At 35.1% G+C, this 25,913-nt stretch carries 18 protein-coding genes; 4 read left to right on the forward strand and 14 right to left on the reverse strand.

The genetic code is table 11. The annotated features are described in order from the left end of the window. Nucleotides 1-198 precede the first annotated feature (198 nt). The 4 genes from gdhA to recO all read left to right on the forward strand — a co-directional run bounded on the left by gdhA (nucleotide 199) and on the right by recO (nucleotide 5,684). On the forward strand, nucleotides 199-1,542 hold the full coding sequence (gene gdhA, locus KZH69_RS00920; protein ID WP_219315582.1) for an NADP-specific glutamate dehydrogenase: 1,344 nt from the start codon (nucleotides 199-201) through the stop codon (nucleotides 1,540-1,542). Between the two features lie 492 nt (nucleotides 1,543-2,034). Further along, nucleotides 2,035-2,556, forward strand: coding sequence for a GNAT family N-acetyltransferase (locus KZH69_RS00925; protein ID WP_219315583.1), 522 nt, complete (start codon nucleotides 2,035-2,037; stop codon nucleotides 2,554-2,556). A 45-nt stretch (nucleotides 2,557-2,601) separates the two neighbouring features. Further along, nucleotides 2,602-4,896 (forward strand): type IX secretion system anionic LPS delivery protein PorZ, encoded by a 2,295-nt coding sequence (gene porZ / locus KZH69_RS00930; RefSeq protein ID WP_219315584.1) that lies wholly within the window; start codon nucleotides 2,602-2,604, stop codon nucleotides 4,894-4,896. A 74-nt stretch (nucleotides 4,897-4,970) separates the two neighbouring features. Beyond that, nucleotides 4,971-5,684, forward strand: coding sequence for a DNA repair protein RecO (gene recO, locus KZH69_RS00935; RefSeq protein WP_219315585.1), 714 nt, complete (start codon nucleotides 4,971-4,973; stop codon nucleotides 5,682-5,684). 5 nt (nucleotides 5,685-5,689) lie between these two features. Here the strand turns inward: recO and KZH69_RS00940 are convergent, their stop codons facing one another. From KZH69_RS00940 to KZH69_RS01005, 14 genes are read right to left on the reverse strand one after another with little or no spacing between them, the layout of a single operon-like run. Next, nucleotides 5,690-6,508 carry a peptidoglycan-binding protein gene (locus KZH69_RS00940; RefSeq protein WP_219315586.1) on the reverse strand — a complete coding sequence of 273 codons (819 nt, stop codon included), beginning with the start codon at nucleotides 6,506-6,508 and terminating at the stop codon, nucleotides 5,690-5,692. Nucleotides 6,509-6,559: 51 nt separating this feature from the next. Further along, nucleotides 6,560-7,867, reverse strand: coding sequence for an ATP-binding protein (locus KZH69_RS00945; RefSeq protein WP_219315587.1), 1,308 nt, complete (start codon nucleotides 7,865-7,867; stop codon nucleotides 6,560-6,562). Between the two features lie 36 nt (nucleotides 7,868-7,903). Continuing rightward, a complete protein-coding gene (locus KZH69_RS00950; protein ID WP_219315588.1) occupies nucleotides 7,904-11,224 on the reverse strand; it encodes a DNA/RNA non-specific endonuclease in 3,321 nt (1,106 codons plus the stop codon). Between the two features lie 31 nt (nucleotides 11,225-11,255). Continuing rightward, entirely contained in the window at nucleotides 11,256-12,719 is a 1,464-nt protein-coding gene (locus tag KZH69_RS00955) for a contractile injection system tape measure protein (RefSeq protein WP_219315589.1), read from the reverse strand. Nucleotides 12,720-12,722: 3 nt separating this feature from the next. Beyond that, nucleotides 12,723-13,442 (reverse strand): hypothetical protein, encoded by a 720-nt coding sequence (locus KZH69_RS00960; protein ID WP_219315590.1) that lies wholly within the window; start codon nucleotides 13,440-13,442, stop codon nucleotides 12,723-12,725. A 25-nt stretch (nucleotides 13,443-13,467) separates the two neighbouring features. After that, nucleotides 13,468-15,966 (reverse strand): hypothetical protein, encoded by a 2,499-nt coding sequence (locus KZH69_RS00965; protein ID WP_219315591.1) that lies wholly within the window; start codon nucleotides 15,964-15,966, stop codon nucleotides 13,468-13,470. A 10-nt stretch (nucleotides 15,967-15,976) separates the two neighbouring features. Next, the gene (locus KZH69_RS00970) at nucleotides 15,977-18,979 is read right to left on the reverse strand and encodes a baseplate wedge protein (RefSeq protein ID WP_219315592.1); all 3,003 of its coding nucleotides are present in this window, start codon (nucleotides 18,977-18,979) and stop codon (nucleotides 15,977-15,979) included. Between the two features lie 5 nt (nucleotides 18,980-18,984). Continuing rightward, entirely contained in the window at nucleotides 18,985-22,074 is a 3,090-nt protein-coding gene (locus tag KZH69_RS00975) for a baseplate J/gp47 family protein (protein ID WP_219315593.1), read from the reverse strand. A 39-nt stretch (nucleotides 22,075-22,113) separates the two neighbouring features. Further along, a complete protein-coding gene (locus KZH69_RS00980; RefSeq protein ID WP_219315594.1) occupies nucleotides 22,114-22,524 on the reverse strand; it encodes a GPW/gp25 family protein in 411 nt (136 codons plus the stop codon). A gap of 4 nt (nucleotides 22,525-22,528) precedes the next feature. Continuing rightward, complete coding sequence (locus KZH69_RS00985; protein ID WP_219315595.1) at nucleotides 22,529-22,819, reverse strand: PAAR domain-containing protein; 291 nt, start codon at nucleotides 22,817-22,819, stop codon at nucleotides 22,529-22,531. A 1-nt stretch (nucleotide 22,820) separates the two neighbouring features. Then, on the reverse strand, nucleotides 22,821-24,488 hold the full coding sequence (locus tag KZH69_RS00990) for a phage baseplate assembly protein V (RefSeq protein ID WP_219315596.1): 1,668 nt from the start codon (nucleotides 24,486-24,488) through the stop codon (nucleotides 22,821-22,823). A gap of 6 nt (nucleotides 24,489-24,494) precedes the next feature. Then, nucleotides 24,495-25,265 (reverse strand): CIS tube protein, encoded by a 771-nt coding sequence (locus tag KZH69_RS00995; RefSeq protein ID WP_219315597.1) that lies wholly within the window; start codon nucleotides 25,263-25,265, stop codon nucleotides 24,495-24,497. Further along, nucleotides 25,262-25,435 carry a DUF5908 family protein gene (locus KZH69_RS01000; protein WP_219315598.1) on the reverse strand — a complete coding sequence of 58 codons (174 nt, stop codon included), beginning with the start codon at nucleotides 25,433-25,435 and terminating at the stop codon, nucleotides 25,262-25,264. Before KZH69_RS01000 ends, KZH69_RS00995 begins: the two co-directional genes overlap by 4 nt. 19 nt (nucleotides 25,436-25,454) lie before the next feature. Then, nucleotides 25,455-25,913, reverse strand: a complete 459-nt coding sequence (locus tag KZH69_RS01005; RefSeq protein WP_219315599.1) for a phage tail protein — start codon at nucleotides 25,911-25,913, stop codon at nucleotides 25,455-25,457.

Here is a 25,913-nt window from a genome sequence, read left to right on the forward strand (position 1 = left end):
AAGTGTATATTATTCTATTCTTTACGAAAACTACATCGATTTCGTAAAAATAATAAGCCTTGTGTTGTATTTTTTATAAATGATTAATAAAAAGATAATTTTATCAGAATCAGTTAATAAAAAAGTTAAAATATTTAAATAAGATGTATCTTTGCGAAACTAACGGAAACGTTTTTGAACGTTTATAATTTAATAGTCATGTCACAAAGTATTACAGATTTTATAGAATTAGTTGCCAAAAGAAATCCGAACGAGCCGGAATTTATGCAAGCTGTTACAGAAGTTGCTGAGACAGTAATTCCTTTCATCGAAGAAAACAAAAAATACCAAAATAAAATGATTTTGGAAAGAATGGTCGAGTCAGATCGCATCATTATGTTTCGAGTAGTTTGGACTGACGATAAAGGTGAAACACAAGTAAATAGAGGATACCGTATTCAAATGAACTCGGCTATCGGACCATATAAAGGAGGAATTCGTTTCCATCCTTCAGTAAATTTAAGCATTTTAAAGTTCTTGGCTTTCGAACAAACTTTCAAAAATAGTTTGACTACATTGCCAATGGGTGGTGGAAAAGGTGGAGCTGATTTTGATCCAAAAGGAAAATCAGATAACGAAGTAATGCGTTTTTGTCAAGCATTCATGACTGAATTATCAAAACACATTGGCGCTAACACAGATGTACCTGCTGGAGATATCGGTGTGGGTGGAAGAGAAGTTGGATACATGTTTGGTCAATACAAAAGATTAAGAAATGAATTTACTGGAGTTTTAACCGGTAAAGGAATTTCGTTTGGAGGTTCATTAATTCGTCCAGAAGCTACTGGATACGGAGATGTATATTTTGCACAAAGTATGTTGGCTACCAAAGGAGAAAGTTTCACTGGTAAAACAGTTGTAATCTCAGGTTCTGGAAACGTAGCGCAATATGCTGCCGAAAAAGCAACTCAATTGGGTGGTAAAGTAGTAACAATGTCGGATTCTGCTGGATATATCTACGATGCTGACGGAATTGATGCTGCCAAATTAGCACACGTAATGGAAATCAAAAATGAGTTAAGAGGAAGAATCAGTGATTATGTTGCAAAATATCCAAATGCAAAATATGTGGCTGGTAAACGTCCATGGGAAGTAAAATGTGATGTAGCCTTGCCATGTGCGACTCAAAATGAGTTAAACGAAGAGGAAGCTAAAACTCTTGTGGCTAATGGATGTATCTGCGTTGCCGAAGGAGCAAATATGCCTTCTACACCAGAAGCCGTTCACGTTTTCCAAAAAGCAAAAATTTTATTCGCTCCTGGAAAAGCTTCAAATGCTGGTGGAGTAGCCACTTCAGGACTTGAAATGTCTCAAAACTCATTGCGTTTAAACTGGACATCGGAAGAAGTAGACGAAAAATTAAAAACCATCATGAAAGACATTCACGCTTCTTGTGTGAAATACGGTTCTGATGCCTCAGGTTATGTAGACTACGTAAGAGGAGCCAACATTGCAGGATTTGTAAAAGTTGCAGATGCTATGCTTGCTCAAGGAGTAGTTTAGTAATTTTGGATTGTAGAATTTAAATTTTAAGCATAAAAAAATGCCTTTTTTCTGTAAAGATTAAAGGCATTTTTTTATGCTTAAAATTTATAGGAGAATAACAAAAATGCTAATTTATTAAGTAATTCAAAAACAGTCTGAATTCTAAAATCTGCATTCTAAAATTATCTGGGCGAAACCCCATTATAGTAAGTGGGCAACTTTAGATGCCGTTTACTCGCCCACTTTCCATAATGCGGTCAGGCTATTCGCGCTACTTAGGTAGCTTGCTGCTATCCCTTTCGCGAACACAACAACTTCAAGGAAAACCAGATATTGATTTTCTTTCAATACCAAAAGTAAAATCACAATTTCAGATAAACTCTTAAGGAATTATAGCTATTATTCAATATATTTGGGAACAATAGACGAAGGTTATTTAATAGTTTGAGTTCATCCAGTTTTGGTGGATTTGCCGTACTCTCTAGCTTGTAAGTAAAAACATAAATTACAATGACAGATTATCATTTTAGAAAAGCTGCAATTTCTGAAATCCCTCAAATATTGGACATTTTGCAATTAGCCATAAAAAGAAGAAAAGAAGAAGGCAGTGACCAATGGCAAGATGGTTATCCAAACCCCGAAGTGGTGCAAAAAGACATTGAAAAAGGTGCAGGATTTGTTTTGACCGATGGAGAAACAATCGTCGGATATTGCGCAGTATTGATCAATGACGAACCGGAATATGCAAAAATTGAGGGAAAGTGGTTAACCAATGATGATTTTGTGGTGTTTCATCGTGTGGCCATTTCCGAAAAGTACTTGGGAAAAGGTTGTGCCAAAAAAATGATCGGTTGTATAGAAGATTTTGCAACCCAGAACAACATATACAGCGTAAAAGCAGATACCAATTTTGATAATATCGCAATGATGAAAGTATTCGAAAAATTAGGATACACTTTCTGCGGTCATGTGTATTTCAGAGGAGGGCAAAGAAAAGCATATGAGAAACTGCTACATAAATCTAAAATCTAAAATCTCTTGTCCTTTGTGTTATATTTGTGGACCAATATCGATTCAATGCAAAAAAGGCTTTTATATCTATTTTTTTTATTTGTGCTACAAATCACTTTTGCCCAAACCAATTTGTCTTGGCAAGGATATTTCTCATACACCCAAATCAAAGCCGTTTCTGAATCGACAACTTCAATTTATGTTGCCTCCGAAAATGCGTTGTTTTCCAAAAATGTAAATACAGGAATTTTAAAAACTACCACAACTGTAGATGGACTTTCGGGCGAAACCATTACGGCACTTTATTACAGTTCAACTTTCAATAAAACAATTGTTGGCTATCAAAATGGCTTATTAATCGTCATCAATGAAGCCGATGGATCAATGCTCAAAGTGGTCGATATCATCAATAAAAATTTGCCAGCGAATATAAAACGAATAAATAATTTCATGGAATTTGGCGGAATTGTATATGTCTGCACCGATTTTGGGATAGTACAATTCAACTTGGCCACTTCTCAATTTGGCGACACTTATTTCATAGGTGATAATGGTGCCGAAATTAAAGTGACGCAAACCACCATTTTTAATGGATTTATCTATGCCTCCACTTCAAGCGGGATTAGAAAAGGGGACACAACCAATCCCAATTTAATCGATTTCAAGCAATGGCAAGTGATAAACAATGGCGATTGGTCAGGAATCACATCTTTTGGCACCGAATTATATGCCGTTAATACAGCAGGTTACCTTCACAAATACGATTCAGTGTCCAATACATTTAATGGTTTTTTGCCATTATCAGAAGCAACCACAAATTTTCGTTCGACCGCAGATTATTTCATTATAACGACAGCCAATACCGTTTTTATTTATAACAAACAGATGGTATTGCAACGTCAAATAAACAGAAATGAAATCCCAGAAATAAATTCACCATTTAGCTGTGCTACCGTGATAGGAGATGCAATTTACATTGGCACAACCGAAAACGGATTGATTACAAACTCAATTTCATCCGCTTCAACCTATGAAAACATAACACCCATAGGACCTTCCCGAAATAGTATTTTTGCCTTGCAAGTTACGCCAACACAGCTTTGGACAGTCTACGGCGATTATGACATTTTTTATAATCCGTATCCGCTGGATGATTTTGGGGTTAGTAAATTTGCTACTTCTGGATGGTTGAATATTCCTTATGATAAAGTACTTGGAGCGAAATCCATGACCCGAATTACAATCAATCCAATCCATGAAAATGAAGTTTATGCCAGTTCTTTTTTCTCGGGTTTACTAAAAATAGAAAACGATATTCCAGCGATTTTATACAATCAAACGAATAGTGGTTTAGAATCTTTAATCCTTAGTCCACCAGATCCCAATTATATCGATATCAGAGTCAATGGTTCTGCCTTTGATAAATCCGGAAATTTGTGGGTGACCAATTCTAGAGTTGTAAACGGATTAAAAGTCTTAAGTTCTGGCGGGCAATGGAAAAGTTATCCCATGGATAAAATACTTTCTGCCCCTTCCGAAAATGATTTTGCAAAAATGGTTATCGATAAGTATGGAACCAAATGGATGGCAACGAGCAAAAATGGTGTAATAGGATTTAACGAAAGTAGTAATACCTTCAAGAAAATTACTTTTGGTATAGATTTAGGTAATTTACCCATACAGGATGTTAGAACAGTTGCAGTAGATACCAAAAATCAGTTGTGGATAGGAACAACCAAAGGATTGCGCGTTTTGTCTAATGTAAACAATTTTCAAACCGAAAGTCAGCTCACTACCCAAAGCATTATTATTTTGGAGGATAATCTGGCTCAGGAATTACTTTATGAGCAATTTATAATCGATATTGAAGTAGACGGTGCCAATAATAAATGGATAGGAACTGCCGATGCAGGTGTATTTATGGTATCTCCAAATGGTCAAGAAACCAAATATCATTTTACCACAGATAATTCACCGTTGCCTAGTAATATTATCAACGATATCAGCATCAACAGTAGTACTGGTGAGGTTTTTATAGCCACTTCCAAAGGATTGATTTCGTTCAAAGGACTTGCCACATCGGCTAGTGAAAACTTGAGCAATGTATATGTATATCCCAATCCCGTTCGGCCGGAATACGAAGGAACGGTAAAAATTAACGGATTGCTCAACAAAGCCAATGTGAAAATAACTGATGTGGCAGGCAATCTGGTTTATGAAGCAATATCCGAAGGAGGAACTCTAGAATGGGACACCACTGCTTTCGGGAAATACAAAGTGGCATCAGGAGTGTATATGGTTTTTGTATCAGCTCAAGATGGAGGTGAAACCAAAGTCAAAAAAGTGATGATAATCAGGTAGCATAGGGAAGATTTTAGGCAGCAGTTTCTGAAAATCCAATTATCTATTAAGTCTAATAATCTAATAATCTAAACTTGTTAGTCAAAACCAAAGCCATTGTAATTTCGTCATTAAAATTTCAAGAGAAAAGCTTGATTGTAAAATGTTTTACTTTATCCAGCGGATTGAAGTCGTATTTCGTTCGGGATGCTTTTTCATCTCGAAAAGCGAGTCAAAAAATGGCTTATTTTCAACCTTTGACCATTATCGAAATAGAAGCTGTTCACAAAAACAAAGGAACTTTAGAAAATTTCAAAGAAGTAAAAATTTCGTCTCCTTTTCATTCGATTCATTCGGATATTTATAAAAGTACTATGGTAATGTTTCTTTCCGAAATCTTGCACCATTCGATACATGAAGAAGAAAAAAACGAATCCTTGTTTACTTTTCTCGAAACGGCTTTGCATTGGCTCGACCAACATGATGAAATTGCTAATTTTCATTTGATTCTAATGTTGGAAACCACCAAATATCTTGGGTTTTATCCCGACACTTCGGATATGGACATGCCATTCTTCGAAATGATCGAAGGTGTTTTTACTCCTTTTCATGCCATTAGTTCGCTCACAGAACACGAAACTGAGTTGTTCAAAAAACTAATTCAATTGAAATTTGATAACGATCAAAAAACGTTTCATGTCATTGAAAGACAATTGCTTTTAAAGATTTTAATCGATTACTACAGTTTCCATCTCGATGGATTCAAAAGACCAAAATCCTTGGATGTTTTAAAAGAAGTTTTTTCTTGATTGTTTCAAACCAAAGGGGCAATAGAGAAAAAGTCAATTTTGGATTGTTTAAAATTTCGGATTCTGTTCATAACGGCATTTCCATTATGGGAGCCATCGGCATTGGTGTTCCCTTCGATAGTCTCTATCACATCACCATGAATAGCAGTTACAATTCCGGTGTGAAACCAATCGTTGGGTGTTTTTTGCAACAAAAACACATCTCCAGTTTGTATAAGATTTGGATTTGTTCTTGCCACTTGATAGCGAGTAAGCAATTTTTTTTGAATACCCGTTGTACCAACAGTATCACAACTATAAGTCAACGGCATCAGTGTTTTGAAGTTTTTTCCTTGAATAGATGTTGCTTGATCCAGCACTGATTGCACAAATCCCATGCACCAAAACCAATCGTTTCCTTCATTTCCATCCATATAACTTCGTACCCATGGACCAGTATTGCTTTGATTGTTAATTACTAGTTCAAAAGGATGGTTTTTGAGATGATTTTTGGCAACATTCAGGACTAATTCTCTTAGGCTATTACCGGTAACGGAATCTTCAAAAGCTTTTTTTAAAGGTGTTGTAAGTAAACTAAACAAACTTTGATCAACAATTCCTGTTTGTGGTAAATTGTTGAATTTTTGAAAATTCATAACTGCTTTTTCGGTCGCTGGACCAAAATCGCCATCGATACTTGCAGCAGTTCCCGAGCTTGGATTTTGCATTGCAAATAAATTAAGCCAAGACTGGATTTTTTCAATGTCTTTTTTGTTGTTAGCAGTGCCATTTCTTTGTTGAGAGGCTTTGATAAGTAACTCTTTTTTGTAGAATGTTTTTTGCATGGTATTTGTTTTAAGATTATTCTAAAATATTGCATACAACCCCTTCTGTTTTTATCCCGTTTTGGAAACCAAAGTTGCCGTAATAAAAAGCTTTTCTTCTTTGCTGTATTCCAATTCGATTCCCTTTAAAATAGGTTGCGAATCGATTACAGTGGTATTTTTATCAAGCGTTTGTAAGCAGGCGAAAGCCATTGCTGACACGATTTGTGCTCCATTGAGTTCGTAATTTTTGGCAACTATTTCGAGAATATTGTGGTCTTTGAGTTTTGTTTTTTTGGGCATGCAGTTCTTCCATAATTGCAAACGCTCTTCGGCTGTGGGTTTGTTAAAGGGAATAATGGAATTGAATCTCCTCAAAAAAGCATCATCAATATTGTTTTTAAAATTGGAGGTTAAGATGACTAATCCATTAAAATTTTCGACCCTTTGCAATAAATAACTCACCTCTTGGTTGGCATATTTATCATTGGATGATTTGGTTTGTGTTCGTTTTCCAAACAAGGCATCGGCTTCGTCAAAAAGGAGTATCCAATTTTTGTTTTCGGCTTGAACGAATATTTTTTCGAGGTTTTTTTCGGTTTCACCTATGTATTTAGAAACTACTTGAGACAAGCTGATGCGATAGACTTCTTTACCAAATTCTTTTCCCAGCAAAGTGGCGGTAAGCGTCTTCCCGGTCCCCGATGGGCCATAAAACAAACTTCGATAACCAGGAGCAATTTGTTTGGCCATTCCCCAATCGTTTCTCAATTGATTATGGTGTTTTAACCAAAGCTTGATTTGTTTGATATGATCCTGTGTATTTTCATTTACAACCAAGTCATTCCATTCCATTTGAGTTGTAATCTCTTGTGCTGGAAAGCTAGTGCCGAATTTTGGTTTTAATTTTTCACCAAAAAACAAAAGATGAACCATTTCGGGAGGCAAAATAATACGGCCACTCATCAAGGGTTCTCCTTCTTTTACCTCTTCCAAAAACAAAATATTTTCTTTGAAAAACCAATGTGATGGTGAAAATAATTGCTGTATTTCCAATCGGTGATCGACATCTTCTTTTGCCAAAACATATTGTGCAGTTTCACCCGTAGGTAGCATTCCTCTGTGATTGTCCAGACGGATTCCGCCCAATTCGGGGAGTTCACCGCCATCTGGATAAACTTCTTTTATAATTTCATCAAAAAAATGAGGTAGAATATTAGGAACCAATGCCAATAGTAAAATTACGGCTTCATCATGAGTCGTTTTTCGATCCAAAACTTCAAGGAAAGAATTCTCGAAGTTATATGATGCTGATTTTTCTTCATTCTCTGTCACGCGAAGTGATTGAATGAGAAATGATTTTAGAATTTGAAAAGGCATCTGTTATTTCGTTTTATTTAAATTTATATTCTTGCATTATTCTACATAATCGCCATGAGTATAGTCCAATCCATTATTAAAATGATCACTTTTTGTAACTTTAGTATTTGGATCGTCTTTTTTCCAGGAAGAGAATTCGTAATTTATTATTGAGGGTGTTTTCTCTTCCATTTCTATAATTTTTTTTCTTTTAGCCGATAAATTTTGCGGTTGGTTTTTTACCGAATTTCCGCCATAAATTGGAGTAACTTTATAATTTATTACTTTGTCATCTGCCAAATCTTTTTTTACCGTTTCTTCAATGTCTGCATTGTGATCCTTGTTCCCTTTTCGGGTGAGAGGAGTAAGATTTCTAAAATCATTACCGCTTCCTCCTAAATTATGATTTAATAAGTGACCCAAGATGTAATAAGTCGAACTGCCATTTCGTTTTTTCTTAAGCGTTTCATAACCAGCGTTGGTAACGCCCGGAACTGATCCCGTGGGTGGTTTGGTTGTTTTATGAAGGTTTTTCACCTCCATACTTGTCCCAAAACCATTTTGTAATGAACCAAATGTAAGTTCAAACTTTCCGATGCTTTCCATATTAAAAAGCGGAATCATGTGATTACTTAGTTTATTGACATGATCTGTAACTACTTCATATTTTTCGGTTTGTTCTGTCTGGTATTTTTCCGATCCTTTAGCAGATTTATTTTTCTTAGAAATAGCCACTTTTAGCAAATTAAACTCAGCTTGTGCATTTTTTTTGGATTCCGCTTTTTTGGCATCTGTTTTTCCTAACTTACTTATAAATTTTGCAAAAGTTGCCGGAGTACTGGCTACCATCAATTCAGCATTTTCTTCGGTACCTTCAAAATAAAGACTATGTGAATGCCCATCCTCCGTTTTGAATTTCTTTTTAATGCTAAAAAAGCTCATCAGTTTTTTTACACCAGCTTTTCCCGCTTTGAACAAAGTTTTTACCACATTTCCCGCTTTTTCAAGCACCCAATCAATTGCTTTGTTTATAGGAGCTTGAATCTTATCAAGTAAAGCTTGAACTTTTTTGCTTAAATCCCCAAGACCCAATAATCCAGCTAAAAATCCAATGGCTATTGGAACCAATTTGGCCAACGAATTTTCTACAAATGTGGCGGCTTGAGTTATCTTTCCAGCTACAATAAGTGCGGTACTGTCGACAATACTGTTTATTAAATCCAATATTCTTCTGGCATTATTGATAAACCAACTGATAACATCATAGATGAGTTTACACGCTTTTATGAAAGCACCAACTGGGTTAAACAAACTGATTACCCAAGTGATTCCCGCCTTGATTACGGTTTCAATAAGCATGGTTTGTATGGCATCTACTACCATAACTTTGAGATCGCCTATTTTTTCTTTGATGTATTTCCACAATCCACCGATTCCTTCTTTTCGAATAATTTGAAATATTTCGAAGCCAGTTTCAAGCGCTGCGACAACCGTTGCTCCATACATTTTGGTGGCTCTGGCTTTAATATTTTCCCAAGTCAATCCAAAAACCGACATTATAAATTCGAAAATTCCGGTTAAGTCCCACTGCTTCGGAAATTTAATCGACGGAGGCATATTACCCATCAACCATTCAAAGAATCCCTTTTTGAGGTGTTCTAAAGCATTTTTACCAAAATTCTGAAATCCTAAAACAATCGCATCTAGCAAATTAGACAGAAAACCAATAGGATCCAGAATAATTTTCCCAACAACATCTGCCACTTTTGCCAATATGGTAAGTAACAGATTTTTCATTTCAATAATAGCTTTGATCACACCAACAACTGCATCATAGGCGCGTTCCAGCCAACTTTTGTTTTCTTCTTGGATCTTGTCAAATGTTTCTTCCAGTTTGGCAACTGCTGCATTAAATTTGGTAGTGATGCTTTGTTTTAAACCTTCGTTTGCTTCCTCTACTTTAGAATCCAGTTCTGTAAATCGATCAGTGGCATGGGCAAACACTTCGCCTGCAATTCTTTGGGTGTCTTTGTCCTGATTTTTCCAGTAATTTTGAGTTTTTATTTTTCCATCTTCGATGTCTTTTGTCGCTCGGTTTAATTCTTTTTCTACAAAATCTCCAATTTTGCGCACTACTGGAGCCAACGAATTAATGAAATTGTCTTGCTCTTCAATAAAAACTTTCTTAATGTCATTTGGAATTCCTGCTGCCCAATTGGCTAAATCTTCCAGCCAGTTGGTGTCTGTTCTTTCTTTTACATTTTTTTCAAAGGCTTTGTTGGCAATATCAAGTGCTTCATCAAAATCTTTGTTTACTTTTTCGGTAAGGTTTTTAAGATTGGTTTCTACCAAAAGTTTGGTGTCATCATAAATTTTATTCAAGTCGGTTGCGACTTTAGTTCGAACCTCTTCTTCTTTTTGTTTTTTGAGTTCTTTGTTTTTATCTACTTGGCTTAATTGTTTGTTTCTGGTTGCACTCATTTTGGCTAGTCCGCCAGTAGTAAGGGCATTGGTACTGTTTTTTGTGGCTCCAGCAATTGGATTTGCCGATTTTAAATATTGTTGGTGTGTGTTTTCCGCTTTTTTCTGGCTTTCTTTTTTTTCTGTTAATGAATGATCAAAAGCGACTTCGTTTCCATTTTGCAGCTGTTCTTCCGAAACATCGTTGTTAGCCAATTCACTGTCAATTTTTTTGGAATCAGCAGAAAGATCGTTGTCTTGAGCCGTTTTTAGGGGCGGTGCAAATCCTGGATTGGAAACAACTGGATAAGCTCCAATATCTTCTTTTGGCAATGGTGTAGCCACTTTTGTGACAACACTCGCTTGATCTGGAGTTGCAGTCACAGCATTGGATAAATCGCCGTTTGTATTTTGTTTTTCCTTTTCTAAAGTATCTGTAATGCCTTGTTGTGCAGCACCCATTTTTTCAGAAGAGGTTTGGTCTTTCTCCATTTCCTCTTTGTTTTTTGGGATTACTTTTTTGATATTTTCTAGAATGGCATCAGAAAATTTTTTGGAATCAAATTTTTTAGTTTTTTGATTCGACATGTCTTCCACTTGATTCGATTTGGCTACGCTAGATTTTTCTAATGCGGGAGATATTGCAACCGATTTTTGCATTTCCGATTTTTTCTCCTCAGCAGTACCATGTTTCTTTTGTGCTTTTGCTGTTTTTACGATTTTAGCCTTCTGAATGTCTAGTATGGATGCTTTTTTTAAATTTAAGACAGGATCGAGTGCTTCTGGTTTTTTAGCTTTCGCAGCAACGGGCACAAGAGCAGTTTCTTTCTTTTTCTTCTTGATTGCAGAAGGAAAGAAAGGCGCTGGTTTTCGCTGTGGTTTTTTAACCGGTTTAAATTGAAGTCCTGTTTTAGACATTTATATTCAATGGTTAAGAGGTTAATTTGATTTAATTCCAATAACACTGCAAGAAATCCTCCATCCAAGGTGTTTTTATCATTTCGATTCCCCAAGGTAATTGAGCCAATAAAATATCCACACCTTCCTGTTTTACCCAGAGTTCCAGCTTTTCATTTTCAGTCAATAAAATTTTACCTTTTCTTTGCAAAAAGGTTTCCCGTAAACCAGCAATGGAGGTGTCGCCTAGAATTTTCCAATGTTCAATCACGGCCTGTAGTAAACTTTCGCATTTTTCGATTTCTTTTTGCGTGATTTCTAGTTGGGTATTCACGACATTTTCTATAGGAAAACCACATAAAATTTTGTTGAGAACCAATTCATTTTCTCCAATTTTTGTTTCTCCCTTAATTAAAAACTGGGTCAATAATATTGCTTTATGTTGGCTCATTTTATTGATCCAAATATCATTTTTGGTTAGTTCCAATTGCTCAAACAACGATTTTAAGAAAGGATGAAAAAGTATCAAACCTGCATTTTCTATATAAATCATATTTTCTGTTATTGAATTGGGTGTTTCTAATTCGATTTTGCTATTAATTTTGAATCTGTTATTTTCTTCGAATGATGAATTTTCGAATGATTTTAAAGAATTGAAGTCATTCAAAATCACTTCCCAAAAAACTATAAAATCATTGTTTATAGTCAAAAGATTGTTTTTGTAAATACTGATTTTGGGATTCAAAATTTCTTTTAAAGTTATAAAAGAAGTTATTTTTATATCCCAATGCAAAGAGGAAATGGTTCGGACAGTTTCATAGACAACTGTTTTTGAAACTTTTTTTTCTTTGAAAAAATAAAATTGCCAAGCCATAAATTCAACCCAACTTTCTAAAGATATATTGGTAAAATAATTTGCTTTTGATACTAATACAAATTGTAATAATTCTTTGAATTCGTATAGGAAAGCATCAATTTGGTTTTCTACTTTGGTTTTAAAGAATTCTGGGAATGCATATATAAAACGAATTAAAGAGTTGGTATTCTCTAAAAACAAAACTTTTAATTTATCTATAAAGGAGGGGTTAATTTCTAAATGAACTATCAATTCCTCAAGGTTTTTAAATAATGTATTTTCGGGAATAATTCCTTTTTTTAGAAATTCAAAAAATAAATTTTCAGCGATTATTTCTTTAGTAAATAGTTTGCCGAGATTTTTAAATACAGATGGGTTTTGTTCTAAATTTTCAAAATGTAACTTTAAGTACAATTCAATTTGTTCCAAAGAATGCGCTACAATTTCTTCTTTCCAATTTTTTTTGGAAAGCGGGTGAAGTTTTATTTCCAGTTTGTCAATTTTCCAAGTAAAGTTCTGAATAGAGTAAAGGTTGAGTAGCAATTCGAGTTTCGGATAAAATTCCTTTTCCATCAATGCCGCAACAACGCTTTGTACTTCTTTTCCAAAATCGGGTGAAGTACAATTAATCTCCAATGTATGTTGCTGAATTAAATGCATTTTTTAGTTTACAATTATTTCATTTTTTTCAATGATATTATTTAAAATAGACTCTATACTCGCTTGGGTTTCTTTTTGAAAAAGTTCAAAATCAAAATGATTTGGTTTATAGGATAGCGCCATAGATGTTGAAATATGACCTGGTTCAGGCAAAATGAGGTGAATTCCTTTCTGTTTTTGTCTGTCAATCAGTAAGCCTATTCCAATAATCATCATCGGAAAATCAGATCTATTGGATGTAGCCCTGGTTTCGATCATGTTTTTAATCTCTCCTGCAACAGGAGCTGTACTAATAACGGCATCTTCAGCTTTTAAAAATGGAACCAAAAAGGTAAGATACATTTGTTTGTCATTGATGTTCGGTAAAAAGGGTTGCAAAACTTTATATTCCTCTGCTTTTAAAGGAACAAATAACCATTCGGGATTGTTATTATTTTGATCGGGATTAATGGGTTTTTGTAATCGAGATTCTACACAAAGATAAAGGGAGCATGTAAGGTTTTCTATTCCAGTAAAATTTACTTTTATTGAAGCAAGTTGTTCCGTTTCTAGAGGCTTATCGACATTCCCGAAATCAAAACCATTGATGGGAGTTGGGGTTACGGGTTTGTCTGAAAATTCCAGAATATCTTTAAGGATTTTGTTGGTGTCAACAGCAGTTATATTTCCTTTTGCAATAATTTTGCCATCAATTGCTGTAATTATTTCTTGTTTGGTTGCCATAACTTTATTTTTTAAAGATTAGTTGCTAAGTGTTAAAATCATCATTATTGAAGTCTGCTTTTTCAAAATCTCCAACTTTTGTTTCCGGATTTCCAATAATGATATTGATGTTATTTCCTTCTGGATTTTGAATGTAAGGCAAGAAGAAATCGGCAAGCACGACATTTTGCGGAGTATTATTTTCGGCCAAGACCAATGGTTCAAATTGGAATAAGGTTGTGATATTATTCAAGAAAAATTCTTGTAAATGTGCCGGATAATTGTTGGCCATGTTTTGTTGCGCCACTTTTATCAAATTGGCTTTGAGATTCTCTGTTTCATTTTTACAATCTTTGAGCGCATTTACATCATAGGAATCATTATGGGAAAATTTGGTTTTATCGAATAAAACGCTTTTGGTAAGATCATCTTTGATTGTTTTTGTTTCTTCAACGGTTCCAAAAGAGAAACTGTCTGTATAACTTTTTATGGAATTAAGAAGCACTTGGTATTTTGGAGCAGTTTGTTGCGGTTTGAAAATCGTGGTGTCGGAGTAAACCAGAATGAATGTGCCTCCTACTGAAACTCCTGCATGGTGTTCCATTCCTTTGTTTTTTTGTAAAAAGGAAGACAAAAATAAATCCTTGAAACTGGTATTCCATCTCTTTATAGCTTCGTCATAAATGACCGTAAAAGAATCTTCAAGAAACAATTCGTTGATTTGGTCCAAGTGATCGATCAAGTCTTCAACTAGAGCTGATAGATTGGTTTTGCCCCATAATAAACAAAAACGATGAAACAAGAAAAGAACATTTAAGTTTTTGAAAATTTCGTAAAAGCTTTTATAATTGGGCAAAAATTCGTTTAAATCGTCTGTCAGCAGGGTTTTTACTTCGTTCAAAATATTTTTGAGTGAAGTAATCGTGGCATCCGTCATGATGGTTTGTTTGACTATTTCGGCCTTGTTCGATGTAATCCAATTAATGACAAACTCAGTAATATTGTACACTTTTTTGCGGGCCAAATCATAATCAACTTCAAGGTCAGACCAATCTCCTTGATGTTTAGTGATATCCACATCTTTACCTACATAATCAACTGCGTTAAGAGCGATTGTTTTAAAAGGTAAGTTGTAGGTGTCTTTTAAGGAAGATAATTCGGTAAGTACTTCTAAATAATTTTTGCCAATATGACCTTCAATTCTTAGAAAGTTATACGGTTCCAAATCATACAAAAGTGGTTTTTTGATCCATTGTAAATCGGTATAATTGGGTTTCTCGGACTGATACGAAAGGATTTCGTTGGTTTTGTTTTTTACTGTTTTATCAGGATTCCATTTTTTATTTAGATCCAAAAAGTTCGAATAATAATAGGGAATTGATTTTTTGGACAAAGGAGTTTTACCATAGATTGTGGGTGTTATTCGGATAATAGTATCAGTGATGGACCAAGATTTTATCAAAAGTACCAATCGTTCAAACAAAATGTTGAGTTTGTTTCTAAGGAGAATTTCTTTATCGGTATTGCCGGTTTTTATATACGGCGTTCTAAAATTATTCTCTATAGTAATGTTACCTAAAATAATATGAAAAGGAAACTGACTTTCGTCAAAACAACAAAAAGTAGGATTCTGATTTTCGAAATCTACAATTTCATTATACGCAGAAACAATATCACCAATCCAGTCGCACACATATTGAATTTGCAATTTGTCTTTGTTGGCGTTGATGGTTTGTGTTAATTGCGTTTTACAATTATTCAATGTAGTGAAGTCAGAAGTTGATTTCAGTACATTTTTATGGGTGTTGTAAATCGCATTTATTTGATTGGAAAGCGTGGTTAGAAATGTATCATCATACCAATTTTTGAAACCATCAAGCACTTGTTGTCCTGTTACTAAATTTTTGAAAGGCACATTGTATCTCGGTATGACTATTTTTTGTGATGCTTTTTTGATATCAAAACCGCTGAGCAATAAAGGTGCAATATCCGAATTATTTATAACTAAAGGTCTTACTATGAATTCCAGTCTTTTGCCTTTGTCATCACAATTAGTATTGACGCAGTTTTTCTCGTCAATCAAGGCTGTTTCCAGAATCAATAGAACCACTTTATCATTAAAAAAACCATTGGGAATAGCTGTTTTAACTAGTTCCGTAGTTGTGGGTTCCAGCAATTCAATAGCATTTTTGAAAGGCGAATACTTGGAACCGTATTTTAGCATGGGTTCCAAAAAAGGTTCTTTGCTGTAATTGGCTCCCAAAAAATTGGCCGAAAGTTCTAAATCATGGTAAAATGTAAACAGTTTTTCTTCCCAGTTAATTTCATACCCCAATGAAGTAACAGCCGTTCCGCAACCTATTTTAATTTGATTGGGTTGTGGATGCGAAATTTCTAATCCACATACAATTCCCATCCCTAAGAGTCCTGTTCGAGACAAGCGGTCTTGTTCTTCAAGATAACTTACAACACTATTGAGATGTTTTTGGCTTAGAACTTGATCTGCCTCAAAAACGGGATATTTGGAGTTGTTAAATGCTTTCATGTTACTATTTTTAAAGTGTTCCTAATGCTGTATTTCCTAATAATATGGGGTTGGTAATTTCACTCAAATGACAATCGAATAAATTGCCTTCAGGGTACATGGTGTTCAATTCATTGAGAGCGTTTATCATGTCTTTATGATGAAGCAAGAAGCTGTTTTCGTCTTTTGGGAGTATGGTTTTAGAACAGTATTTTATTCTAAAGTAGCGGTAGTTTTCGAGCCAGTTTTTATAGGCTAATTGAAACTGTTTCATGTCGTTTGCATTTACCCAACAAATTTTTAATAATACATGTGCAGGCGCTTCTTGTCTGAAAATTTTCTCCGCATATTTTCTAAAAGTCAAGTTTCGAAAACGAGTCAAATAACCAGGTAAAACAATCGTGGCTTTGAAAGAATAAGGGTCATTATTGGCTTCGTCTTTGCAATCGTCCTGCAAACAAACCGTTAGTAAATCATTGTCATTATTGGTCGTTAATAAAGGTCTCAGCAGCAAATGTTCTATGGAATAAAAATTTTCAAAAGCTTCATTCAGAGCTTGTAGCAACGAATTATAATAATCGTGCGCGGCTTCAAAAGTGGCAAACGGTTTATCGACTTTGGCAATTTTAGTAGCGTCTTTTTCGAGATAGAGATAATATTTGGTACTCGATTTATGAATGGTATAAACATTGGGATCAAAAATATGTTCTTGAAGCCAGTTCCATTTAATAGCCAAATCGGTAGCGGGACTTTGTATTTTAAAATGAATTAAGCCCAATTTCGTAGGGATTGACAATTGAGATTGCGGACTATCGTCATTGGCAATATCTCTTAAGCTAATGTCATTTATCCCCAATAATTTGGCAACCCGTTGCTCATAACCACCTCTAGAATTAGAACCCCAAAAATCAGGCGGAGTAAGGGTGTTCGGATTTATGTAATCCATTCCAATTCCTCTTTTACTGCTTATTTCAGGATAGTCATTGATAAAATTTTGCTTGTCTTGTATTAAATCTTCATATTGAAAACTCAATTCGCCCAGACCTTTTGCATCTTGATTGACCTGATACATCATAAAAACGTAATCGTTGAAGCTTTCTCCAAATCGTGCCATCAAATGGTCCAATGCTCGATTTCGTCGCTCGTAAAACTCCGCTTTGTTTTCATAAATAGTAATCTGGTCATCATTGGGAATCCATAAATTATCCTCAAAGGATTTAGTATAAAGTTCTTTGGAATAAAATTCACCTCCATTCCAATCATTTTTAGAAAGAAACTTGGGAAAGTAGCTTCTATCTATTGTTGCGGTATCCAAAATATTTTTGGAATGGTACAATTGATTGAAAAAATCGGCCAAGATTTGATCATAAAAATGCAAATAGCCCTTGAGCTGATTGACCTGTGCTTTTCGCAAATCCGATTCTTTATCGGATAATTGATTTTTTCCCAAACCATAATTTTGAGGAAACTCGTCTTGAATGCTGTAATATTCATCTAGTTGATAAAAAGTTCCCGATGGATAAGGCAGCTCATTATTGGTGTTGAGTAGTTTGTAATTTTTTTGCTGTGATTTATATATTTCTATTTTTTGATCTACCAACATTTGATTGTTTTCTGAAAGCAGAAAAGGAATCTTTTTTTGAAACAAAAGTATTTTGGATTTTTTAGGTGTAAAAATAGGATTCACTTCTCCAGAAAGAGCCAAACTCCAAGGTTGGCTGGAACTTCCGGGAATGGGTTTTCCATTTTTGTCGTAAGCCGTGAGCAAAAGAGTATTGACCGAAACTACTCCTTTTACCCCCATCAGCACAGCAATAATATCGGAGGAATGGATCGCAGTGGGTAAGGAACAATTGATTAATTCTTCGTCTTTCAGGAAACCGTGATCGAGTTTGGGACCGAGAAATAAATCTTCTGAATGATAACCTTGATCCAGTAATTGTGCCAAAGTATAAAATCGAATTGGAGGATTTATGACATCAAACAGCGCAATCTGAATTTGAGCCATAACATCAACCACATTGCATTGGGGTTCCATTTCGATATCGACACAAATTCCAATTTCGATACTTTCTATGGTGGAAAGGCATAAATAGTCCTCGGTAAAATTTCTGTTTTGATGCAGTTTTTGATGTACTTTTTGAAAAGTAGCGTCGACTTTGTTTTTTTTATCTTTAAAAAGGGTAACCAGTTCAATATAATTTTTGGGAACCGAAAAATGAGCCAATACAATATCTATTTCGCTTGGGTCATAACAGCTAATGGTAAAAGTCAAAAATTCAACACCACTTGGAGTTTTAAAAAGAGTAAGAACTACCGTGTTGTCAATCTTCTCTATTTTTTTACTTTTTATTTTTGCAGGTTTACTCAGTGCCTCCAGAAGATTGGCTTTTGGATTGTTCCAAGAGTCAAACATCGGGCTGATATTTACCTGAATCCATTGGTCATGATCCAAAAATTCAAAGTCCAAAAGAGTCGAATTCAAATCACCGAGAACAGGATCTTCTTCCAGTTCCAATAGCACTTTGTTCAAACCCCTAAGTGGTAATTTTTGTAATACCGTATTGTTTTTATCAGTAGATTTTAAACTCAATTTATCTTCTACAGGATTTATATAAATTGGAATTTCATTATCGTGTGGCGCAAAAAAACCTGAAGAATCAATTGTTTTTTTGGTAGCCAAAAACCAAGCATTCGAAATGCCGTCGATATCGATGAGTAATTTTCTATAATCAATTTCGGTAAGTGGAGCATTGGTAAAAATAGCACTGGCAGGAAAAAAACTATGGTTTGAAATTTTCCCATATCGGTCGCATAAAATGTTTTTAATGTCAAAACTGTTTCGATACCCCAACTCGGTAATAGCATAAGACAAAACTTCAAGAATGGTAATCCCTGGATCGTGCGCATTGTAATCGGTCCAGAGTTTATTTCCTAGTTTTTCTATATACTTCATTCCTTCTTTTCTCAAGAAATCATAATCTTGAGCGGGAAGGAGCTTTCGGTCTTTTGCTATAAAATAATCGGTTTTCATAAGTGTCAATTATTTATTTCTTCTATGAAATGAGACTCGTTGGGCACAAACAAAGTGAAATCGGTCATCGGAATAATTTCTTTTACTTTATAAAATATATTTTTTACGCTGTCGTTTGTGTCATTGAGAATAATTTGATTGACTTCAAAATCAGTTATATAATCCACAAAAATTTGATTGTCTATTAATTGAATCAATGCTGAGGTTTCTATGGCATTGGCAAAAACCACTTCAGTATTCTCAAAAGCCCAAGGACTCAAATAAGTGTTGATGATTTTTTTTAACTCGTCGGCATATAAACGAGTGTCGGCGCCTGGAATTTCGTGGTATTTGACTTTAAATTTGACTTCAATTTTTTCCAGAGTGGGTGTTTTAACCGAAATCCTAGCGTGAGGCGACACTATTTTTGAGATATACTGCTGTATTTTTTTCATAATCCCCAAACTCAAAAGCGGTTTCCAAGAAACTGGATTTTGATAATTATTGGATTGTGCAATGGGAATCAAAGTGATATAACCTGCCGATACATTGGATATAGTTGTAGAATTATAGCGGTAATGATTCAAACATTTTACCCGATGCACTTCTGGGAATTCGTCTAATATCAATCGTTCATAATCCCATGAAGTAATCGCGCGTTTTTTGTGTCTTAACCTTTCGCTGGAGCGTTGGTAAAGCAGTAAATCATCTTCTTCTTTCTTTCCCGAAAAGGAAGCATACGGCTGGGTTATTTTTTTTATAAAATCAATGGGTTCATAGAGTTTTGAGATGATTTCTTTGGGTGTGTTTTCGGTGAAAACAGTTCCGTTTTGCTCGAAATCGGTAAGGACAGCTTTCAAAGCTTGAGTATGAACACCAATAAAATGACAAATAGCATCGGTTCGATTTACTGCGATTTTTATCCAAAAAAGAAATTTTTCTAGTATCGTTGTTTGACTGGTGTCAAATTCCGGAATTGTTAATTGTACCAACCCGGATTGTGTTAATCCATTGGTTTCATCACCTATTTCATGTGGATCAATTGGTGTCCATGTATTTTGATTCAAATAAGACCATTCGACTGTAGCTGGTTCCTGTCTTGGGTTGGCAGTTCCTTCGGCGAGCTGAATTAAAAGAGACAATCCGTTTCCTGGAATTACTTTTTCAAATCCTAAATAAAGCTCACCGCCAACTGGACCATCATGAGGAAATTTGGAATCATATAGTTCATCCTTTTTGTATCCAAAAGGCAAAATGTGATACACTTCAATTGGGTTATTTGAAGCACCATTCTTATACAGGTCATAAACGTAATATCCTAGGCTAATTTCGTTAATAGTTGGTGCTACGGGTAAAGTGCCACCGCTTTTACTGGCTGCAATAAAATCTTGTAGAAATTTCTCCCCTGCAAAATTGGTGTCGTTCAGGATAACTTTTGTATAACCAGCAACGCTGGAAGTATTAGGTAATGTATTTTTTTCCTGATATTCCAGTATTGGATTTGTATTTTCAATTTCATAATTAAAAGTCTGAGTGTTGGTCCACAATCCATCTATTAGTTTTTCTGTTTGCAAATCAAGACCACTGGTAAAATAAGGATTGATATTGATAGACAGATGGGCATTTTTTTTAGCAAAAAATTCATTACAGCCAATGACAAAACCATTACCATTTTTTGGAAAATCACCGAAAGGTTTGAACGATTTACTAGTGTCAACCAATCCAGTGTCTGTGCCTAAAACAAAGTTCTTTAAACCAGTAACATAAATGTAGACATCTAGCTGAGTTATGTCGATTTGTTTTGCGCCATTTAGAGATACTATTTTTAGAACAGGATAGTTGGTGTTTATATTTATGGAAGTGTGAATTTTAGGATCGTGAGCAATTATTTTCTTTTCGGTGGCTATTATTTCTAGAGTGATATAATTGTCATAGAAATAAGTAGGATTAATTTCAATCACTTTTTTTTCGCCAGTGATAAAAAATTTATAGTGGGATAAATCTAGAGTTTCATTGTTTATTTTGAGAAAAATCGCTCTATAACCCCCACTCAAGAACAATAACGGACTGGCAACAAGCAAACCGGTTTCTACCATTGTTCCCGAATCTGAAAACACATTGAAAGATTTATTTTGAGCATTCGATTTTATAAAATCGGATTGCATCCAAGGGTTAGTAGAATTTTTATAATGGCTTAAAAAAGAATGTAACGTTCCGTCATTAATGGCTTGGTCTGCTGTTGCAGTGTAGAATTTGTTTTTGCCCAATGAATTTTTGCCTGCGGGAAAAACACGACCTTTAGGAACTAGTACTGCCTTTTCAGGAGTAGGTTCAAGAACAAGATGTACATAGTCAGGTCGTGCATTTGCAGGTTGTATTTGTAAAACGTCTCTGTAATAAAAATCAAGATGTCTTTTTGTAAACTCATTGAGTTGTGCTTGTGCGATTCCCAAAAGTTTTAAAAAGGAAAGATATAATGCAAAATGAGGTTTGTGATTGGAGTAGCTTTCCAATTGATTAGCAATGTTTTCTCCAGCAACCTGTTTCCAATTTTGAATTAATCCATAAAGCTGTTGTACGTTTTTGTCGAACTGAGAATTAGAAACCAATGCTAATGGATTGGTACTTGTCGTTATTTTGTCATTCAAATCCTTTATTTTTTGAACGAAATAAGAACTTGTTCCTTGCAAGGTTTCTTTGGCAGAAAGGGTTGAATCCAGAACATTTATTTTTCGATTAAAATCTAAGAATTGACTGTTTATGCTTTCAAAATAGGACAAAAGTATTTTTTTTTGATCTGCAACTACTGTTGAAGTTTTGATTTCAATTTTACAGATTTTGTACTGTTCTTGTAATTTTTGGACATCCCACAAATACAGTTGTACGAGAATAGCTGTTGATTCCCACTGAAAAAAGTTAGCCCAATTGCCGTCTTCTACATTGGAGTCATTATAGAATTTTATATGAACAGCCAATTTTTGGGCAAAAGCAATAAAATCAATTTCTTTTCTTTCATCAATAAGAAAATAATCAGGTTTGAGTGCTCCCAAAAATCGCTCTTCTTGGGTGGTTCCCATTCCTTGATGAATTGATATGTTTGATGAGCAATTGTCCATTTTTATATTTTTAGTATAAAGATTTTATAACTAACCATTTTATTTGATGTAAGTTCCTTCTTCAAGATAAAAAGGGTATACGTAATTCTGTCTCGAGTTGGTGGTTCTTACAGTATATTCTATTTCTAATTTTATGAGTCCTTGTGATGTTTCTTCAGCGCCAAAAGAAACGTTGTTGAGGTCTATTCTGGGTTCGTATTTTAATATGGCCATTTTCACAATTCCCTTTATCTTGGTGAGTAGCGTTACGGTTATATTTTCAAATAATAAGGGCGTAAGATTGCACCCAAAGTCAGATCTTAAAATTCGTTCCCCAAGTTGTGTCCCCAAAAGAATTTGCAAACTTTGGTTGATGTCTGTCACACCATCAACAGTTTCCACCGAACCGGAAATGGGATTGAATGTGGGTGGAAAGCTCCAGCCTGTTCCTATAAATGTTTCGTCTTTCATATTTTCAACCTCCTATTAAAACTGTTGGACATCCTAGTACTATTGTTCCTCCATGTGCTGTTGAATCACCCATTCTTGCAGCGGCTTTTCCGCCAATGGTAACGGTGGCAGAACCTTTTGAAATGGAATCTGGTGGGCCTGTACATACGCAATTGTCCCCAACTACAGCGGCGGGTATACCGCCTATAAGTACAGTGGTATTGCCTCCTGGCAAAATAGGACCTCCCACATGAGGTGTTGGCCCAGTTGATGCTGGACAAACGTGCATATCTGATGCTCTTGCTGCTGCTGGCATATTAATTTATTTTTATGATGCTACCTTTTAATTCCATATTTCCAGATGCATTGACAGTGCAACCTATACCGTCCATTTTTACGTCTCCAGATGCTTTTACAATAAAGTCTTTGCTACTTTCTATGGTAATTCCATCTTTGTTCATTGTTATTTTATTTTTGTTTTCGTCTTCTAGGACAAATCCTTTTTCATCATCGCTTATGAGGAGTTTATTGCCTTTTTTGGTACTGAGTTCAATGGACTTTTTTTCGTCATCGAGAACCACTTTGGTACCTTCTTTGGTGACAAACCCTTTTATATAATTTTCTTTTTTGATGGGAATCGGCATTGGTTTTGCACTGCTGTACAAACTTCCCAAAATAATAGGAGTGTCTGGATTATTACCCAAGCAACCCAATATGACTTCATCGTCTACACTTGGTATAAAGTAACTTCCCATTTCCTTTGAGGCATTGAGAGTGGCAAGTCTGGCCCAAACGCCTTCTCCTTTTTCGGACAGTGTAGGGATGCGAACTTTAATCCGGAATTCCTTATTGGGGTCTTCTTCGATTTGTACCACAACGCCTATTTGCAAACCACTAATAGCATTTGTTTGTCCCATTTGTGCTTGCGGACTTGCCGTTTGTTTGTTTGCGTTTTCTGCAAATGAAGGCTCTCCTTCAAATCCTAAAGTGTATTCGGTTTTCCAATTTCCGTTCTCGATAGTGTGTTCTATGGCGCTAATGATGATGGCTTTATCATCTATTTTTTCGTTTACCTTGTTGCATTTTATAAAATCACCCGTATGCGCTTCCAGATTGCCAAAAGTTTGCACTTTTCCATTAATGGTTTGCAGTTCGCTTTTTTTGAGAATCGCTTTGAGCATTCGTTTTACAGTTGCTTCACTAAATCTATTTTCATTGAGTTTTATTAATTTCTCAAACGGATTTATGGCTTCCTGTGTTTCTTCGGTTTTTACTATTTTTTGCGTTGCTGGATCCCAATGTTCAATGATTGCTTTTTTTAATTTTTTGGTCTCATCTGATTTTCCGGTAAAAGAGAAAACATTAATACCGTTTTCGGCTAAATACTTTTCTGTTGGAGGCGTTTTTAATAAATCGATGCCATTAAACTCACCATTTTTAATTGAGACAAAAACCCCAACAGAATCCAAATAACCCAAAACAAAATCCCAAGGCAACGTGGCCGAGTTGTGTGTTATCTTTTCTTTTCCCCAATCTTTTCCAGACAATTCATCATTGAGTTTTAGTTTTTTGGTGAATAATTTTAGTTTGTCTTCAAAAGTTTGATTGTTGGTTTCCGGTTCTGTGCTGGGCAACGTCATATCAAAGGCGATATCTTTGCATTCTATTTTTATATTGATAAAATTACCGTCCTGAACTTTTTCGGTAGCTTTTATGATTCCTTTAAAAAGTGTTTTTTTTTCTTTTTTAATTGTAACATTAAAAGTGATTTCATCATTTTCCTTTAACGCATCACTAGGAAAAGTTTCCTTTTTATCTACATCCCTATTTGAAGCAATAAATGTGAATTTTGCCGATGGAATTTTATTCAGCTCAAAATGTATGTGTGCTTCTTTGAGTAAGGTATCCAATCCATCGTTTTTATCCTTCACCAGAATTTCCAGTTTCAAGACTTCATCTTCATCGATATAGGGTTTTATAGGCATACTCGATTATTTTATTGGTGGGAAAATCAATTTTTGACCAAAACGAACATTTCTAAAACTCAATAACGAGTTAGATTGGGCTACATCTATATAATAATTGGGACTTTCATATATGTTTTCAGCGATGAGAGTGAGCTTATCATTCATTTCAAATTCTCTTTCATGAGTCAAATCTGGTGAGCTTTTCTTTTGTTCGGCGAGCATCGTTTTGTACGAAACTGTTCCTTTGAAAGTACATTTGGCTTTGGCTCTAATAGGTCTTCCGTCTTTTCGAAACAAATAATATTCAATTTCCATGTTTTTCAATCGACATTGTAAGCTATAACCTCCCCACAAAAGTTGTAAATATGCCGTATGATGTGTTTTCCCATTATAGCCTAACAATAGATTCTTGAAGGCTTCCAAATCTTCTTCTACTGATTTCACCTCGGCAAAAGGGTTGACTATGGCTGGTTTCAATGCGTCAAAAACATCGCCAGCTTTGTCCAGAAAAGACATGTTTCCTTTCCCATCTTTTATTTTCCCAGGAGGAACAACACCCGAACTGTCAAAAAGGAATTCGAAAGTCACTTCTTCGCCTTCAATTTTATTGAATTTCAAATCGTTGCCAGTGGCTCCCATAGGCTGACCTTCAGAAAATACAACATTGTGTTTCATGGTGTATTTCTCTGGATTGAGTTGTACAAAAATGGTTTTCTTCGGGTCTTTGTCGTACTCATTAGTTTCAAAAACCTCAATCCTCATTTTGTCTATAATGCCTAAAGCCGCTTGTATCATCGTTCGGATTTTTCTTTTATTTTTTCTAAAACTTTAGAGGTACATTCCCGAATAAGCTCCGATTTTATAGATTCTAATTGCACTTTATCCAACGGAATTTGGGCTTGAAAAGAAGGTATGTCCTCTTCAATTTTAACTACAATGCGTAATTCTTTGATTTCTATTGGCATAATTATGTGCGTTAGTTCTTTAAAAACTTGGAATTGGTATTTCTTTGAAAAAATTGTATTTTAAAGCAATGGATTCAATGACAATTTTATTTTCTTCGGCGTTAAAATCTCCGTAATCTATCGATAATGGAATAGCATGAGATACATACCAAGCTTTTACTGGGTTTCCATTTTCGTTTAGTAAGGAAACCACCAGATTGGCAGGACTGAAATTGAAATTTTCAATGGCATTCAAGCACCACATCGAAACACTAGACATATCCGAAGTGAGTCCTCTTTTGAGTACTAAATCCTGATATCCCGATCGAATGGGTAATTGATGGGTAAATCGATTTTGACCGCCTTCTTTCACCGATTCCATTTCTAGAGTTCCTTTTAAACCGCCCACACTTTGAAACTTGGTATCGATACTAAACTGTGGCAACAGCTCAAAAATCACCGAGAAATGGAAGCCTACTATGGGATTTGAACTCGCCAT

This window comes from Flavobacterium taihuense (assembly GCF_019351435.1).
GTDB lineage: Bacteria > Bacteroidota > Bacteroidia > Flavobacteriales > Flavobacteriaceae > Flavobacterium > Flavobacterium taihuense.